This is a genomic window from Colwellia sp. RSH04 (genome assembly GCF_003545765.1).
Lineage (GTDB): Bacteria > Pseudomonadota > Gammaproteobacteria > Enterobacterales > Alteromonadaceae > Colwellia.
Genome location: NZ_QXIO01000001.1, coordinates 71274 through 88522 on the forward strand (window position 1 = coordinate 71274; position 17249 = coordinate 88522).

General features: G+C 38.4%; 10 protein-coding genes and 2 pseudogenes. 5 read left to right on the forward strand and 7 right to left on the reverse strand.

What is annotated here, in order from left to right:
* Positions 1-27 precede the first annotated feature (27 nt).
* A pseudogene (locus D1094_RS18780) lies at positions 28-218 on the reverse strand (hypothetical protein).
* An 83-nt stretch (positions 219-301) separates the two neighbouring features.
* Here D1094_RS18780 and D1094_RS00300 point away from each other — a divergent pair.
* Complete coding sequence (locus tag D1094_RS00300) at positions 302-1612, forward strand: MipA/OmpV family protein (RefSeq protein ID WP_118958096.1); 1311 nt, start codon at positions 302-304, stop codon at positions 1610-1612.
* Between the two features lie 80 nt (positions 1613-1692).
* On the opposite strand, the gene D1094_RS00305 is transcribed toward D1094_RS00300, so the two are convergent.
* Together D1094_RS00305 and D1094_RS00310 are read right to left on the reverse strand one after the other, a co-directional pair.
* Positions 1693-4806 (reverse strand): efflux RND transporter permease subunit, encoded by a 3114-nt coding sequence (locus tag D1094_RS00305; protein WP_118958097.1) that lies wholly within the window; start codon positions 4804-4806, stop codon positions 1693-1695.
* On the reverse strand, positions 4806-5912 hold the full coding sequence (locus D1094_RS00310) for an efflux RND transporter periplasmic adaptor subunit (protein WP_118958098.1): 1107 nt from the start codon (positions 5910-5912) through the stop codon (positions 4806-4808). The genes D1094_RS00305 and D1094_RS00310 overlap by 1 nt, the downstream gene beginning before the upstream one ends.
* A 124-nt stretch (positions 5913-6036) precedes the next feature.
* Between D1094_RS00310 and D1094_RS00315 the strand changes: the two genes are divergently transcribed.
* Positions 6037-6825 (forward strand): hypothetical protein, encoded by a 789-nt coding sequence (locus tag D1094_RS00315; protein ID WP_118958099.1) that lies wholly within the window; start codon positions 6037-6039, stop codon positions 6823-6825.
* Here the strand turns inward: D1094_RS00315 and D1094_RS18785 are convergent.
* Positions 6812-7035 (reverse strand): annotated as a pseudogene (locus D1094_RS18785) (hypothetical protein). The gene D1094_RS00315 and the pseudogene D1094_RS18785 overlap by 14 nt on opposite strands.
* A gap of 298 nt (positions 7036-7333) precedes the next feature.
* Here D1094_RS18785 and D1094_RS00325 point away from each other — a divergent pair.
* Both D1094_RS00325 and D1094_RS00330 read left to right on the forward strand, forming a co-directional pair.
* Positions 7334-8854: a methyl-accepting chemotaxis protein gene (locus tag D1094_RS00325; protein ID WP_118958100.1), complete on the forward strand. Its 1521-nt coding sequence runs from the start codon at positions 7334-7336 to the stop codon at positions 8852-8854.
* Positions 8855-8912: 58 nt separating this feature from the next.
* A complete protein-coding gene (locus D1094_RS00330; protein ID WP_118958101.1) occupies positions 8913-9458 on the forward strand; it encodes a cytochrome b in 546 nt (181 codons plus the stop codon).
* A 30-nt stretch (positions 9459-9488) separates the two neighbouring features.
* Here D1094_RS00330 and D1094_RS00335 read toward each other — a convergent pair whose 3' ends face one another.
* A complete protein-coding gene (locus tag D1094_RS00335; protein ID WP_220452508.1) occupies positions 9489-11381 on the reverse strand; it encodes an alkaline phosphatase D family protein in 1893 nt (630 codons plus the stop codon).
* A 291-nt stretch (positions 11382-11672) separates the two neighbouring features.
* On the opposite strand from D1094_RS00335, the gene D1094_RS00340 reads away from it, so the two are divergent.
* Positions 11673-12287 (forward strand): PolC-type DNA polymerase III, encoded by a 615-nt coding sequence (locus D1094_RS00340; RefSeq protein WP_118958102.1) that lies wholly within the window; start codon positions 11673-11675, stop codon positions 12285-12287.
* 207 nt (positions 12288-12494) lie between these two features.
* Here the strand turns inward: D1094_RS00340 and D1094_RS00345 are convergent, their stop codons facing one another.
* On the reverse strand, positions 12495-15278 hold the full coding sequence (locus D1094_RS00345; protein WP_118958103.1) for a nitrate reductase: 2784 nt from the start codon (positions 15276-15278) through the stop codon (positions 12495-12497).
* A 189-nt stretch (positions 15279-15467) separates the two neighbouring features.
* Positions 15468-17237 carry a bifunctional protein-serine/threonine kinase/phosphatase gene (locus D1094_RS00350; RefSeq protein ID WP_118958104.1) on the reverse strand — a complete coding sequence of 590 codons (1770 nt, stop codon included), beginning with the start codon at positions 17235-17237 and terminating at the stop codon, positions 15468-15470.
* Positions 17238-17249 lie beyond the last annotated feature (12 nt).

The following is a 17249-nucleotide window of genomic DNA, read 5'->3' on the forward strand; positions in this document are numbered from 1 at the left end:
CAGACAGTATATAAAACTAGGGGCTGTTTATCTTTCGGGGTTCTTTTTGCAGCTTTTTGTTGGAAATTTATACAAGGCAGAGCCTTTGTCATGTGGTTATTCCACATAAAAAGGCGATAACGCCGTAAAATAACCAAAAAACGCTGTCCGAAGGATTCGGCTAACAGCATTTTACGCTTTGTTGAGTAATATTTGCTTAGAATGACTAAGCTACACACTACTCGCCGCGAATAAAACGCTTTTAGCTTGAACAAAATTTAATCGCGAAAGATCAACAGACCCTAATGGATTACTAACAAAAATGAATAAATTACTGCCTTTATTATTACTTTCATCCTTGTTCACCAGCAATAATAGCCATGCTTTTGAAAAAAAGTCTGATAACTTTGAAGAGCAAACATGGGGTATTGGCGTTTTAATGCGTAATGCTGAAATTCCTTTTGATACTGAAGCAGATAATGTCACCAGCTTTGTTCCTATGATGTTTTTTCAAGGCGAAACGTTTTTTATGCGTGGTGTAGAAGGTGGTGCTCACCTCTACCAACAAAGTGACTGGCAACTTAATGCTATTGCCCGTATGCGTTTTTTTGATATTCCTGCTGAATATCAAAATGCAGTACAGGGCGACACCATAGATCTTGGTCTTCAAGCAAGACGTCAATTTTCAAAAGATAGCTTTTTAGATGTAGAGCTATTTACTGACTTAGAAGGTAATCCATACGGTAATGTTACTAAACAGTGGTACTTGCAATACAACAGCTGGGAGTTCATGCCTAAAATCAGTGCTCGCTATAAGAGTGCCAGTTTTAACAGCCACTATTATGCCTTAGAGCAATTAACCAATGAAAAAATTGGCGCAGGTTTTGAATTAAATGCCACCCTTGAAAGTCGTTATCATGTTACCAGCAACCTTTACTTGCTTGGCTCGATTGGTGCAACTGCACTAGATGATAACGCTTATGATGCAACAGCTGTAGAACAGCGATGGCAAAGTGAAATGTACTTAGGTTTTGCTTTCTTTAATGATATTAGCAAACCTAAAAAGACTGAACTCTCTAACAAAGATTACCTTAGGGTTGCTCATGGTTGGGCTACCCCATCCAATATTGGTGATATTATTCGAGGAGATAGTGTTAAAGACGAATACAATAATCAGCTTAGCTCAATATTTTATGGTTATCCGCTAACAGACGAACTGTTTTCATTACCACTAGAGATGTACCTAACAACAGGCTTTGCGTGGCACTGGGACTCTGAAGTACAAGACTCAGAACAAGAGTATGTCCTTGCAATAAAAGCCTATTACACCATTGATTGGCCAGTAAGGTGGCGCTTAGGGTTTGCAGAAGGTTTATCTTATGTTTCTGATGTGACTTATATAGAGCGTAATGAAATGGAAGAAAAAGGCTATCGCCCCAGCGAGTTAATGAATTTTCTGGATTTAAGCCTTGATATTAACTTAGGCGATATCTTTAATGCCCCTGCGTTAAAGAAAACATGGCTGGGTTATAGCATTCATCATCGCTCGTCAATTTTTGAGCAAGCTTCTCAATTTGGTCGCATTAAAGGCGGTAGTAATTACAATACTGTTTATTTACAGTTTGATTTTTAAATAAACTGACATATTAAAAAGGCTGCTATCATTTTGTGATAGCAGCCTTTTAGTTTATGTTGATTAATTAATTTTGCTCTTTATTTAGAACCTTTAACTGGTTGAGTATTTCCTTGCTCTGCTTTTTCTATTTCATTGGCAATAGCTTCGGGTGAACCGGTATTTCGACATAGCCAATAATAGGCACCAGGCACAATAAACAAGGTAAATATACTTGCTAATGAAACCCCTGCAAAAATGACAACGCCAATAACCATTCGACTCTCAGCCCCAGGCCCTACCGCCAAGACTAAAGGTATAGCACTTGTTACTGTGGTAAATGTGGTCATCACGATAGGGCGTAACCTTTGTTGAGAGCCTTGAATAAGTGCTTGCTCAAACGCCACACCTTTATCACGTAATTGGTTGGCAAATTCAACAATAAGAATACCATTTTTCGCCGCTAAGCCAATTAACATCACAATGCCTATTTGGCTGTATATGTTTAGACTCATTCCCATAAGTTCTAAGCCCGCTAAAGCCCCCACTAAAGCCAGTGGAACGGTTAATAAAATAACAAACGGGTGAATAAAGCTTTCAAATTGGGCTGACAACACTAAATAGGTGATTAATAACGCTAATAAAAATACCAGTAGCATTGAGTTGCCTGACTCTTTTAGCAATAAAGATTGACCTTTATAATCAATTTGTACTTCCTCAGGCAATTCCCTATCAACAATATTGTTTAAAAAGTCTAACGCATCTCCTAATGCATAACCATCAGCTAAATTAGCGGTAATTGTAATGCTACGCAGGCGGTTATAACGATTTAAACGTGATGAGGTAGCACTTTCTGTTACCGAGAGTAAATTAGCGAGGGGAATTAATTTATCAGTGGTGCGTGATCGCACATACACGTTGTCAATATCTTTTGGGTTCGTGTATTGAGTTTCATCACCCTCTACCACCACATCATATTCTTCACCGCGATCAACAAAAGTTGTAACGCGCCGTTGACCTAACATTGTCTCTAACGTTTTCGCAATATCGCCTACCGGAACTCCTAAATCATAGGCTCTGTCTCGATCGATCTTCACCATTAATTGCGGATAGGTTTCTTTATAATCGCTATTTATTGCTGATAAGTTAGGGTTCTTTTGTGCTTCTTTTATCACAATATCACGCCACCTTGCCAACTCACTGTAGGTATTACCTTGCAGCACGAACGACACTGGCGCATTACTACCACCGCCACCACCAATACCACGTCGCATCATAGCAAATGCTCTTACGTCAGTAACACTGCGTAACTCTGCGTTGATACGGTTAATAAATTCAAAGGTGCCAATATTACGTTCTCCCCAATCTGGCATACCTAAAATAGCGATACCACCTGTGCCACCAAACCCTGGCACTCTAACAATAACGCGATCTAAATCACCACGTTGTTGGTAAGCGAGCAGTTTTTCTTCAATTTGCTGCATGTTCTTCACATTATTTTCGTAACTTGCTCCCTCAGCACCTTGCATAATCAAAAACATATTACCGCGATCTTCTTTCGGTGTGTATTCCGTCGGTAATTGCTTAAACAATAACTGCACAGCAAATAATGCCAACGCCAATATCGCAATAATAGTAAAAGGTTGATGAATACTTTTAGTTAAAGCTCGGCCGTAAGCCGCTTCAAACTTTGCAAAAGCTTGATCTAGCTTTTGCCCAAAAGAAGAGCTACGTTCTCTGTGCTTTAACATTTTTGAGCACATCATTGGTGTTAATGATAATGCCGTTAAACTCGAGAAAACCACAGCAGCAGCAATGGCTATGGCAAATTCGGTAAATAAACGCCCTACATTACCTGAAAGAAAGACTAAAGGAACAAACACCGCAACTAATACTAGTGTTGTTGCTACCACAGCAAATGCGACTTCTCTACCACCGTGATAAGCAGCAAGTAACGGTGTTTCGCCCTGCTCTATACGACGATAAATATTTTCCAACACCACGATGGAATCATCAACAACCAAACCAATAGCTAATACTAACGCTAATAATGTCAGTAAGTTAATTGAGAAACCAAACCACGAAAGAGCCATCATTGAGCCAATTAACGCCACAGGTACCGTTACCGCAGGAATTAATGTTGCTCTGACATTACCTAAGAATAAAAAGATAACCAGTATGACCATAAACATAGCAATAATTAGCGTGTTATATACTTCGTCAATAGAGCCTTGAATAAATACAGAAGAGTCATAACTATTGGTAATGGTTGTACCAACTGGCAACCCTTCACGAATATCAAGCATCTCTTTTCGAGCGGATTTAACCACGTCCAAAGTATTCGCTTTAGACTGTTTAATAACCCCCAATCCAACCATGTTTTTGCCATTACCACGGAACATGTTTTCATCATCTTGAGCGCCAACAAAAACTTGTGCAACATCACCCAATCGTACTAACGAGTTATCTTTAGAACGAGTGATAACCATTTCAGCAAAATCTTGCTCAGTTAAATAACTGCGCTCTACACGAATAGAAAAGTCTCTATCAATAGATTCAACCTTACCTGCGGGTAACTCGACATTTTCATCGCGTAAAGTATTCTCAATATCTCCTACGGTGACATTACGTGCCGCCATCGCCGTGCGGTTTAATAAAATTTTCATGGCATAGGTTCTGCCACCCCCCACTTGCACACGAGCGACACCATCAACAACCGCAAAGCGGTCAACAATGTATCGATTAGCATAATCAGTCAGTTCGAGCGTCGACATCGTGTCACTTTGCAAAACGAACCATACAATGACACTTTCGTCGTCATTAGCTTTAAACACTTGCGGCGGATCGGCTTGCTCAGGTAGGCTCCTTAACGCACGTGAAATTCTGTCGCGCACATCATTAGTTGCCGCATCAATATCTCTGTTTAGATCAAATTCAATGGTTATATTTGAGCGACCTACACGACTATTTGAATTAATGGTCTTAACGCCTTCAACACCACTAATTCTATCTTCTAATACTTGCGTTATTTTCGTCTCTACTATCGCCGCAGATGCGCCAGGATATGAAGTAGTGATACTAACGACAGGTGGGTCAATATCAGGGTATTCACGTAATGGCAGCATTAAAAACGCAACAATACCAAAGGTTACAATCAATAAATTAATAACCGTGGCAAAGACGGGTCGTTTAACTGACAGATCAGATAAAATCACTACGCTTCGCTCCCTTCACTTTGCTCGGGTGCTTTCACTTCAACACCATCAACTTCTAATACTTTGACATTAGCGCCATCTCTTAACTTTAATGCACCTTCAACAACAACCTGCTCACCTTGTTTAACACCCGATAAAACCTCAACAATACCTGCTTGCCTTCTTCCTATTGTTACTTCTTTTCGTGTTGCCAAATCATCCTCAATAACAAAAACATAATGCTTATCTTCTATTGGAATAATAGTGCTTTCAGGTAATTGAAGTAATTCTTCTACTAACAACACCACTTGAATATTTAACATCATGCCCGGACGTAAATTTAAGTTGTCATTGGGTAATTTAGCCCTGACTTTTATACTGCGAGTACTGGCATCTATACGACTGTCAATTGAACTGATTTCACCAATGAATTTTTTATCTTTATAAGCACTGTTTGTTGCTGAAATCTTTTGCCCTACATGTACCTTAGTTAATAGCCTTTCAGGCAAAGTAAAATCAACTTTAATCGTTGAAACATCATCTAAACTTGTTATGACGCTACCTGAGTTAATATAAGCACCACGACTAATCTCACGAAACCCTAACATGCCAGAAAACGGCGCTTTAATCGTTAATTCTTCAAGCCTTGTTCTAGCACTTGATAATTGTGCGCTAATGGCTTTGGTTTTAGCTTCTTGTTGATCCACAATAGATTTTGACGTTGCTTTGGTGGTCAATAGTTCAGTAAGACGATTCAACTGCGCTACTGACTCAGAAAGATTGGCTTCGTATTCTTTAACTTTAGCGAGCTCTTCTTGATTATTTAAACGAACTAACACATCACCACGTTTAACAATTTGACCATCTTGAAAAAACACCTCTTCGACTAAATCTGAATATTTACTGGTGATTAACACTTTCTCATTCGCTCTTGCCGTGCCAACGCCTTCAACACTATCAACAAATTCAGCCATTGCTACGGTGGCATTTTTAACGCTAACAATACGCTTATAAGACTTACGCTGCTGCTCACTTGCTGGCCATTGTAAATAAACCACTAAGCCAATTAGTACAGTTAAAATAGTGAGTAAGGGTAAACGGCTACTAATTGTTTGATCATTCGACATAAAACTTCTCTAAAACAAAATGTGTGGGACAAATATACTATAACCCAACAATGCTTTTAGTGCATTTACCCTGAGCTCAACTTAGCTTAAAATACAAGGCATTGACCGCAAATGAGACCTCCTTGTGAATAAATTAGCCGTGTTAGCCTTCGGGTTGTTATTATTTTTCAGTAGCATGCTTTGGTTTTTAGCCAACGGTTCACTAAACCAATACTTAAAAAGTCAAATTCAATTGCAAGGTAATTACTACTCAGGACAAAAAACAGCTTTAACCCAAGCGAATTTTTCTCCTAATACCTTAACCGCTGACTTTACCAACTTGCACGTGGAAAACTTACCAGGTTTTAGTCAGAATTTCGCCTTAATTATTGACCAAGCTACAGCACAAATAGCCTCGGTAAATACTGTTAATGTGGCTAATTTAACCGTTGTTAATCAACTCGATATCGACAACATAAAAGTTAACCTTGAGTATCAAGGTGACTCGAATAATATTGCGCTTATTTTGCAGCACACCGTTGAAACTTTAGCAAAAGATTTCCCGTTACAATACCCAGAAATAAGCGCTAAAAATTATGCGAAACAACACCCTGAACGCGACATAACACTTGCCAAAGCACCACTAATCACAAAAGAAAGCGTGGTAGAAACTAAAGCAGCGATTGAGGCCAAAGCAGCAAAAAAGAAGTCACCTCAACGTAAAAAAATTAACACAAAGGTTATCGTCAAGCATATCAACATTAAAAATTTACACATTACAATGATCAAGCAAGGCAGAGTAAATCAAAAAGTATTCAATAACATAACGTTAGCTAGTATTGGTGGAACAGATGGCTTAAACAGTAACCAATTAGGTGGTGAATTACTTAAAACACTTTTTGAACGAGCGCTAAAACACGTCAATTCATTGTAAGATAAACATTAGGGGCTGTTGATCTTTTGGGCTTGTTTTTGCAGCTTTTGTTGGATATTTGTACAAGGCAGAGCCTTTGTCATGTGGTTATTTCACATAAAAAGGCGATAACGCCGTAAAAATGACCAACAAACGCTGTCCGAAGGATTCGGCTAAAAGCATTTTATGCTTTGTTGAGTAGTATTTGCTTAGAATGACTAAGCTACACACTACTCGCCGCGAATAAAACGCTTTTAGCTCGAACAAAATTTAATCGCGAAAGATCAACAGACCCTAAGCATTTTAGTTAATGAATACGAAATACATTTTTCAGTCAGATAATTGTTTCGCTTATTTCAATGGTTTTTCTGGTTAGATAAAAATTTATCAATAAGGTGTAGCTTATAGTTTGTAAATAATTTTTATTAACAATTCACACAGACTGTCGATATAGATCAAAATAATGAAAGTAATAGCCTGATATCTTGTGATACTTTCAGGCAAACTGATTTAATTTGGTGAGCAATTTATGTCCTCAAGTGATGAACAATTTATTTCCGTAACAGATTTAAACGGAAATTATACTTATGTTAATAACGCCTATTGTCAAATTACTGGCTACCAAGAAGCAGATTTACTAGGCACTGACACTCGTCGGCTAACTCACCCAGAAATGCCAAAAGCTGTACTAGACGAATTATCTAGCACGCTAGCAAAAGGGTTTTCATGGCAAGGGCTTTTACATATAAAAAATCAACATGGGCAAAATGTTTGGTTAGATGCGTTTATTACACCCCAGTACAGTAAAGGCAACATTGTTGGTTATCAATGTATCAGCAAAACTGCTCAACCTACATTGGCAAATAATGCTCAAGACATTTATCAAGCCATTAATAACCAAAGTCAATGGGCTACTTTTGAACTAACCAAAAATCATAAATTTGCGTTTCTTGTTTTGCTGTCACTAATCGCCCAAGGCTTTATTTTCAATAAGTTTGGGCTTGCAGTTTCTCTTATTGCCGCCTTAAGTGCAGTAGCTCCAATCCTAGTATTTTGGTCTGACATTATCCCTACAGCTATTCGCGCACAAAAAATGCAAAGTATGTTCGACTCTGTTTCACGAAAAATATACTTTGGCAAAGGCACTGCCAGTATTTTTGACTTTAACTTCAATATGATGAAGACCAAAATTAAAGCTATTATTGAACGAACTTTAGATACAGCAAGCCCTATCAAACATGTTATGGCTAAAGTAAGCCAAGGGCTAAGTTCAACTCGTAGCACGCTAGCACAACAAAAATCAGAGCTTGAACAACTGAACGTTGCAATGAACCAAATGCAAGCATCAACTAAGCAAATTGCTGAAAACACGATCAATGCGGCGAGCGAACTTGAAGTCACTTTTGAACACTGTGAAAACTCACAACAAGGTATACATCAAACCACTAACAAAATAAAAGAGCTTGCTCAAGCCGTTGAAGAAGCATCTACGTCAGCAGATACGTTAACGCAATCAGCTAACAGTGTCAGCGAGTTAATGGAAGATATTCAATCTATCGCAGATCAAACCAACTTACTTGCCTTAAACGCTGCTATTGAGGCAGCCCGTGCCGGTGAACATGGCAGAGGCTTTGCCGTTGTTGCTGATGAAGTAAGAAATCTTTCTTCTCGTACGCAAGAATCGGCAGAGAAAATTCATCAACGCTTAACCGCTATGCTAGATACAATTAGTCAATGGGTAGAATTGATGAACCAAAACAAAGAGCAAGCAAGTTTTTGTGTGGAAAGTGCAGAAAGCTCTCACCAAAAAATCGATCAAATAGTTAAGAAAGTACAAAACATTAGTCATGCCGCTTCACAAATTGCTACCTCAGCAGAAGAGCAATCGTGTGTTTCTGATGAAATACACAATCATATTACCCAAATATCAACCAACACTGAACAAACTTGGTCTGAAACTGATGTCGTTGCAGAGCAAATGCTACAATTAGAACAGAGTGTTGATGATATTGCCGATATAGCGAATACTTTCGTGCCAAAGCAACGGTAATTACTAAAAATAAACTCAATAATAAACACAGTCAATTTTGATATTTATGGAGATATAAATGAGTTGGAAAAACACAGAAAACCATTATGGAAGCGTTTCAATTAAAATGCATTGGTTAATGGTTATTTTAATGGCATTGGTTTTTGCTACAATTGAAGGGCGTCAACTGTTTGAAAAAGGCACAGAGCTACGTGAATTATTTAAAATGTGGCACTTTATGTTAGGTTTATTAGTACTTGTCTTAGTGACAATACGTATATATTTAAAGTGCATTCAGATAAATCCAAAAATAACACCTGAATTATCAGCTATGCAAGCATTGGGAGCTAAAGCAGCGCATCTTGCACTTTATGGTTTTATGATAGCCATGCCAATCGCAGGTTGGTTTATTCTTAGTGCTGCTGGAAAACCCATTCCCTTTTTTGGTCTAGAATTACCAGCATTAATTGGTGTTGATAAAGAATTAGCTAAAACAATCAAAGAGATCCATGAAACAGCAGGTGAATTAGGTTACTACTTAATTGGTTTTCATGCGATGGCGGCATTAGTTCATCATTACATTCAAAAAGACGACACCTTAACAAGAATGCTACCGAAAAAATAAGTTAGCTTAACTTAGCTATTGCTGTCTTTATTAAGGCAGCAACTCTTCTGTGCTCTCAACAAATTCAGTCATTGTTCCATCAACATGTAAATCACATATATGGTTAGGCGAGCCATCATCACTCAACTCTAAATAACCTAAACCACTTTGTTCAAATAACCGTTGATGACCTTTATGCGGCACTTTGCGTGCTTTAACTCGCATGGCACGGCGCTTAGTAAAAAAGTTTAATGGTGAGTATGGACCATAAAGCCAGCGATTTAATTTATCTAAAACCCCAATAGCGGGTTGAGGAAACTGGTTTTTGATACCACTTGAAGTAATTTGCCAAATTTGGGGTGATGAATCACGAAACCTTAATTCAATATCATAAACAAAGGAATAATGGACATCTCCAGAGAGGATCACAAAGTGTTGCGGCGTTTTTGGGTGTTTAAAAATATTTAACATGGTACTCGCAGAGCCTGGGTGAGCCATCCAATTTTCAGCATCAACTGCTAACGGTTGACCAAACACTGTAAAGACTCGCTGAATCGCTTCAATGACTTTAACACCAAAAATCGGTGCTGGAGATACCAAAATAATTGCATCTTGCCCTATTAACTCTTGCTGAAGTTCACACATAGCCTCCCAATCCATCAACCCAGAAGGATCACCAAAGTTGTGCTCAGATCGCCAACGCCTTGTTCTGGTATCTAATACAACTAACTTAGGCGAGCTGGGTAAAGTATATTGCCAACCAGAAAAAGCATATAAATACTCGATGAACTCATCTTGATTTTCTTTACTAGGCTTTTGCTGATAACTATTAGCCGCTTGCCAAAAATCTCCCGTAAAACGCTCAGGATCATTTCCCCAGCCTTGGCAGAGCCAATAAGCCATTAACGTGTTACCAATAATACGCTTAGCTAAAGGGTCTTGATAGGTAGCAAGCTCCCATTTTGCTGTTAAATTCCAATCATCGGTAACATCATGATCATCAAAAATCATATAAGTAGGTATATGAGCTAATAATCGTTGTACTTTATCTAACCCCTCGATAAACACCTTAATTGCTGACAATTCTTTCTGATGCATTTGTTGATGATCATTTGGTACAGCAAACCCTGTTAACTTTACTTCTTGCCATAAACAAGGAGACCATACCAATAAATACATCGCTACCGCTTCAGCAAAAGTAATGACATGGTTATGAGCATAGGTTGAAGTAAATATAGGCGTTGAAGAGCCTGGTTTATACCAAGGGGTAATAACTTCAGCTTTGGGTAAAATATTCTCCCGTTGAAAGTACTGATCAGCTAATTGATAGAGCTGTTCACTATTTTCAACCGAGCAGCCATCAAGAACTTCCCCATTTAACCCAAGTAATTCAATAACCTGATGAATAGCATAGAGAGTAGTACCAGCAACATGGTCAGCATAAACTTGATCACCAGACATCATCAACAATGCTGGTCTTTGCTCTGGACAAGTTAAAGCGTTTGACACTTTGACATCACCCGCTAACAAACTATCACTACTTGGGTGATGCGGGTTTCTGCAAGAGCCATGCAGTAGATTATTAATTTTATCTTGAATAATAAAGGAAGGTCGAGATTTATCTTGATAACACAAATTAGGCAAGGTCGTTGCTAACGCTTTGGCTTGTTGGCTTTCACTGTATTCATTAACCAAAAGTAAGTCATATTCTATATAAGTTTCACTTGGTAAATCTATCTCAATATCAAGTAAATGAATATGAGCACGTTTACCTACACTAAATATACTGACATTATCGCTTGATAACGGCACACTTAACACTTGCTCATCTTCTATATAACAACAGAACTCACCACTGGCTTGATAAGGGCTAACCCACCATAACACTAATTGTTGTTTTGTTAACCGGCGTAATATCGGCCCTGCCAAAATATCTGCTAACACCTAAAGTCCTATTATCCTGTCTAAGGATTTTCATATCAAATTGATGAACATACTTGAGATTATTCTTTAATTAATAACACTAGGAAAATACTAAAGTCGACACCTCTTAAGGATCGTTGTTCTTTGTAACACTATTATCATTTATTTATCCCTTACTTACTCTTTAATAGCAAGTTTCTGATAACTTTTAACTGTTATAAAGTGTAAAAAAACATCAAAGACTATGAATATATCCTTAAGTGGTTAAACTTATGCCACAAAAGAAATTAAAGATAATTAAAAAAAATCATTATGCACAACAATGCAGACTCACTTATCGTATTAGATTTTGAAACTTCAGGTTTATCTCCTGATAATGGTGATAGAGCCATTGAAATTGGCGCGGTTAAAATTGAACATGGCATTATTACCGATAAGTTTCAATCGCTAATGAACCCAGGGTTTCGCATCAATAGTTTTATTGAAAACTACACCGGCATAACAAACCAAATGTTGCAAAATGCGCCATCATGTCATGAAGTTATGCTCGATTTCGCTACATTCATTGGTAGTAATAATTTACTCGCGCACAATGCCTCTTTTGATCAAAAATTTCTCGATGCCGAATTTGAGCATATCAACCAACGTTATTCAGGTGAATTTGCCTGTTCATTATTAGTATCAAGGCGCATTAATATCAACGCGCCTAATCATCAATTAGGAACTTTAGTGAATTACAAAAACATTGCGAGCGATGGCAGTTTTCACCGAGCATTATTTGATGCAGAAATGACAGCAAAACTCTGGTTATCGATGCTTGAGGATATTCAACGTCAAATTAATCAAAATCAGGTTTCTTTTGATCTAATCCAAAAAATAGCGAAAACAGCTAAAAAGAATGTACCTGCCCTATTAGCTAATTGGTAACAAGCGATCATTAAATAACGCTTTTAGCTCGAACAAAATTTAATCGCGACAGTTCAACAGCCCCTAATAACCGTATGCAATATTTCTCACACCGTTTGAAGAAGAAGTAACGTAGAAGCAAACACTATTCGTTGCTTTAAATAACTTGAGAATACTACAACGTGAACAGCACTAAACTTCGTAGATTTTTATGCTGTTTGTCCAACATTAAGCTTGTTGTACTTTCTTTTTTAGCAGTAAAGCAATATCACCTATACAGCTGCCACAACCATTGCCCGCCCCGGTTTTAGTACGAATATCAGCGAGTGTTAACTTGCCTGATTCAACAGCTTGATGAATGTCTTCTTTGGCAATATTCAAACATTGGCAAAAGGTTTTCTGCCCTTGTACTTTTTCAATATCAGCGGTGATCACATTACGTTTAGCCGATAACTCACTGGCTTGCTGGTAAAACTGACTTAACCAGCCATGAGGTAAGTCTTGTTTCTGTTTACCCACTAACACCGCACAATGCATTGTTGAGTTCAATAAATAGCTTTTGCGATAATATTGCTTTAACGGCTCACTGGCATTTAAGCTTGAACTCGCCGCCTGCATTAACTCATGTTTTTCAACATAGTCACACAATAAATTATACAAAACTTCTGTACTTAAATTGCTGGCAATATGGTAGCAATATCCACCATCAATTTTCTGTTCGACTTGATACTTTGCCAAAGGCAAGGTGAGTTGCTGTTTAACCACTAGCATGGCTTCACTACTTACTTTCTCTGGTGTTAACAGTACTTGGCTATGTTTAAAGGCAGGCTGGCCAGAGATTTTATCAACAGTAGGAGCAACTAATTGACTAACACAACCTTGATTAAAGTTACTGCTTGACCAATGAATGGGCATAAAGACCTCATCACGGCGCTGTTGCTCAGTTATATGCGCTCTAGCAAGGAGTTGGCCTCGCTCGTTTGCCACCTTAACTAAGCTACCTTCAACGATATTAAGCCTTGCAGCATCATAGGGATTTACCGCTAGTTCAGGCTCATCATGTCGGTTAGTTAAGGTAGCCGATTTGCCCGAACGAGTTTGTGTGTGCCATTGATCTCTATTTCTTCCGGTATTCAAGGTAAAAAACGTATTTTTTTCCCTTGACGGGCAGGTCTTTTTATCAATAATTTTGTTAGTGCTTTTATCAGTACTTTGAACGGCAATAAAACGTGCTTTTCCATCACTGTGATAGTACTTTTTCTCAGTAAAAAAACGCTGCTCACTTAACGTGATACTGTTTTCTTTTGCTTGTGGCCACTGTATCGGTACCCATTGTTGGTATTGCTGTTCTGACAATGATTTATACGCAGAAATATCAAACGCTTTAGCTATGACATTTTCTGTATTAGTGTCTTCTTGTTCTGCCGTTATTGTGTTGCTATTAAGTTGATTTGCTAACCCTGACAGACCAGCATGTTCAGCAAAAATATCTTTTGCTGATTGAAAATTAAATTGCTTGCTAAAGCCCATACGTTTAGCCACTTCGCTGATAATCCACCAATCAGGCTTTGCTTCACCATAAGGAGTTAAAAAAGGTCGTTGACGCGAAATGCGCCTTTCAGAATTAGTCACGGTACCAGATTTTTCCCCCCAAGTTTGCGCTGGTAAAATAACATCGGCATACTCAAGAGTATCGTTACTTGCCACACAATCACTAACAACAACCAACTCGCACTGTTGTAAGGCTCGCTTTATCTTGTCATGATCAGGCAAACTCACTATAGGGTTGGTCGCCATAATCCACACCGCTTTTATTTTGCCTTGCGCTATTGCATCAAATAAATCAACCGCCTTTAGGCCCGCTTTAGATGCTAAGTTATCGCTCTGCCAATAGTTCGCTAACGCTTTACTTAACGCTTCATCTTCAAACTCAATATGACCTGCCAACGTGTTTGCTAATGCGCCAACTTCTCTTCCGCCCATGGCGTTTGGCTGCCCTGTCATCGAGAAAGGACCACTGCCCAATTTCCCTATTTTATCGCTCGCTAAGTGGCAATTAATTATCGCATTGCCTTGATCACTACCTTGGCTTGACTGATTTATCCCTTGCGAAAAAACAGTGACAACTTTATCGTGCTGAGCAAACAAGCTAAAAAACTGATTAATGTCTTGTTCAGACAAGCCAATCTCATTGATTTTTTCACTGTCTATTTTTGCACTTTTTAACGCTTTCGCTAAACCTGATGTACTTTGAGCTAGCTTTTCAATATTAATACAGCCCTGTTCAGCAAGGTAATTTAACAAGCTGTTAAATAAAATAAGGTCGCTACCCGCTTTTACTTGTAAATGTAAATCGGCTAATTCAACACACGCAGTTACTCTAGGGTCGATAACCACTACTTTTAGCTCAGGTCTACGGGCTTTCTCTTCTCTTAATCGTTTAAACAATATCGGGTGACACCATGCTAAATTAGAACCAGCCAAAACCACGACCTCAGCACTAAAAAGATCAGCATAACTGGTTGGTACAATATCTTCACCAAACGCTCGTTTATGTGCCGAGACTGCTGATGACATACACAACCTTGAATTGGTATCAATATTGCCAGTACCAATAAATCCTTTCATTAGCTTATTCGCCACATAATAATCTTCTGTTAATAGCTGGCCTGAGACATAAAAAGCAACAGAGTCTTTACCATAGCGTTCAATTGTTTTATTAAATTTACTGGCAACATAATCTAAGGCTCTAGGCCAAGACTGCGTTTCTCCTTGTACTTTAGGTGTTTCTAAGCGGTTAGTGTTATCAATGGTTTCGCCCAGGTTTTTCCCTTTTATGCATAAGTTACCTAAATTGGCAGGATGCTGCTTATCACCTTGCACTATCACTTGTGATTTATCATTAGTAGCAATCGTTACACCACAACCAACACCGCAGTAAGGGCAAGTTGTTTTTACGGCTTTATCTTTTAATGCTTGATTAATACTGGCTGGAATAATTTGTTCACTCATGATAAATCTCTACTTACAGTCTCTAAGAATAAGTAGTGCAACCTACATACCAATAGACAAACAAAAGCAAGTGACTGATTTTAATGTGATAAATAATATAAAAAATTCAAAATAAAAAGAGATGAGCAAAAGTAGTGCACAACATGAATTGTTATTGTGCAGCACAAAAACTTATGAGCAGAAAAAGCTTTACCAGAAGAGTTGTACCAACAATACCAGCATTAATAAAGCACTGACACCTTGCCAGAATTTCACTGGATCACGTTCAATCAAAGGTTGTTTAGCTTGTTGTAAGACATTACCTTTATTGCGATTGTTTAAATCGCCAATAAATTCGGAATAATGTTGATAACGCGAACTTGGATCGGCACTTAACCCTTTTGATAACACCATATCTAACCAAGTCGGTAGATCTTTTCTATAGCTAGTTACTGGGCGATAACGCCATAAATTAAATTGTTTAGGCACCTGTTCAATGCGAGACAATTCACCAAAGGGTAATTGATTTGTTAACAACTGATATACCACAACGGCAACAGAAAAGAGTTCACTTTGATGGTTACTCCTGTGCCCATAAAATAATTCAGGAGCGCTGTAACTAATTGTACCTAGTGGTTGATTATATTGATTATTTTTCTCATCTACCAACGCGCCAACATCACAGCTACCAAAGTCAATGAGCTTAATTCTTGAATGCTCATCTATCATGAAATTATCGAGTTTAATATCACTATGTACTACGTCATGGCGTTGAAAAACACGAAGACATGTTACTATTTGTTCAGCGATAGCACACACTTTAGCGAAGCTTGGTTTAGGGTTTTCATTTAACCAAGCCGCTAAGGTTTGCCCGTCAACATATTCACAAACATGATATAAGAATCGACTTCTCATTCGCCAAGGAAAAATTTGCATAATACTGGGATGAAATAATTTTTCACCCAACCAGCCTTCTTTAATAAAATTAGCAAGGTATTCTTTATCATCTGAAAAATTGAGCGAAGGCATTTTCAGCACCACCAAACGCTGTGCTTGGTTATCTTTCGCTAAATAAACATGTGAGCGTGCCGTTTGCTCAAGTATGTCTAGAATTTCAAAATGATCTAAAGATACACCGACTTTGAGAGCCGGTGGAATGACTTGTTGCGTTCTATTAAACACCAGTTCACTAAACTGCTCTTTAGGTAACTGCTCTATTTTAATTAATAAACACGTTAAATTATCAAGTGAGCCTTGCTTACTCGCTAAAGTGGTTATTGCTTTACTAGCTTGCTCTAAATCAGCGGTAGATTTTAATAATTCTCTTATTTGCCTTGGCTTTACAAACTGATAAACCCCATCGCAACTAAGCATTATAATATCGCCAATGGCCAAAGCCGAGGTTGAGGCATCAATCTCAATGTGGGTAGCTGCACCTAACGCACGGTTTAATATGCCGCCAGCCGTTGCATGCTCACGCGTTAATACTTGATAGCCATCACCATTTACTTTTGCCACTTGGCAATCACCAACATGAAATAAATGACATCGATTACCTTTTAGCACCACCGCTGAAAAAGTACTAAACCATTGCTGTAACTCACCGTTAATATCACTAACTACTTGCTGCGAGAACAGCCAGTTATTTAATGAGGCAATCACTTTGCTCGCAGATTTATGCACAGACCAAGTATCTGGAGTAGCTAAATATTCATCAATGAAATGACATACACTCATCTGGCTAGCCCTAGCTGCTTGATTAGCGCTTGAGACACCATCGGCAATAACAGCAACATGCCCTTTCAGCTCAAGTGACTGACCTTGATTAACTTTAAGGGCAAAAGCGTCTTGGTTCTCTGCTTTTTCACCTTTGCATGAGTAGCCGCCAAATGTTACCTCAAGACTCGCGCTGTGGTTCGCACGCTCTGATGGAACTTTTGCTCGTATGCTGTTGATATCACTCAATTCGCTACTACCCATGCTTTTTCTTCT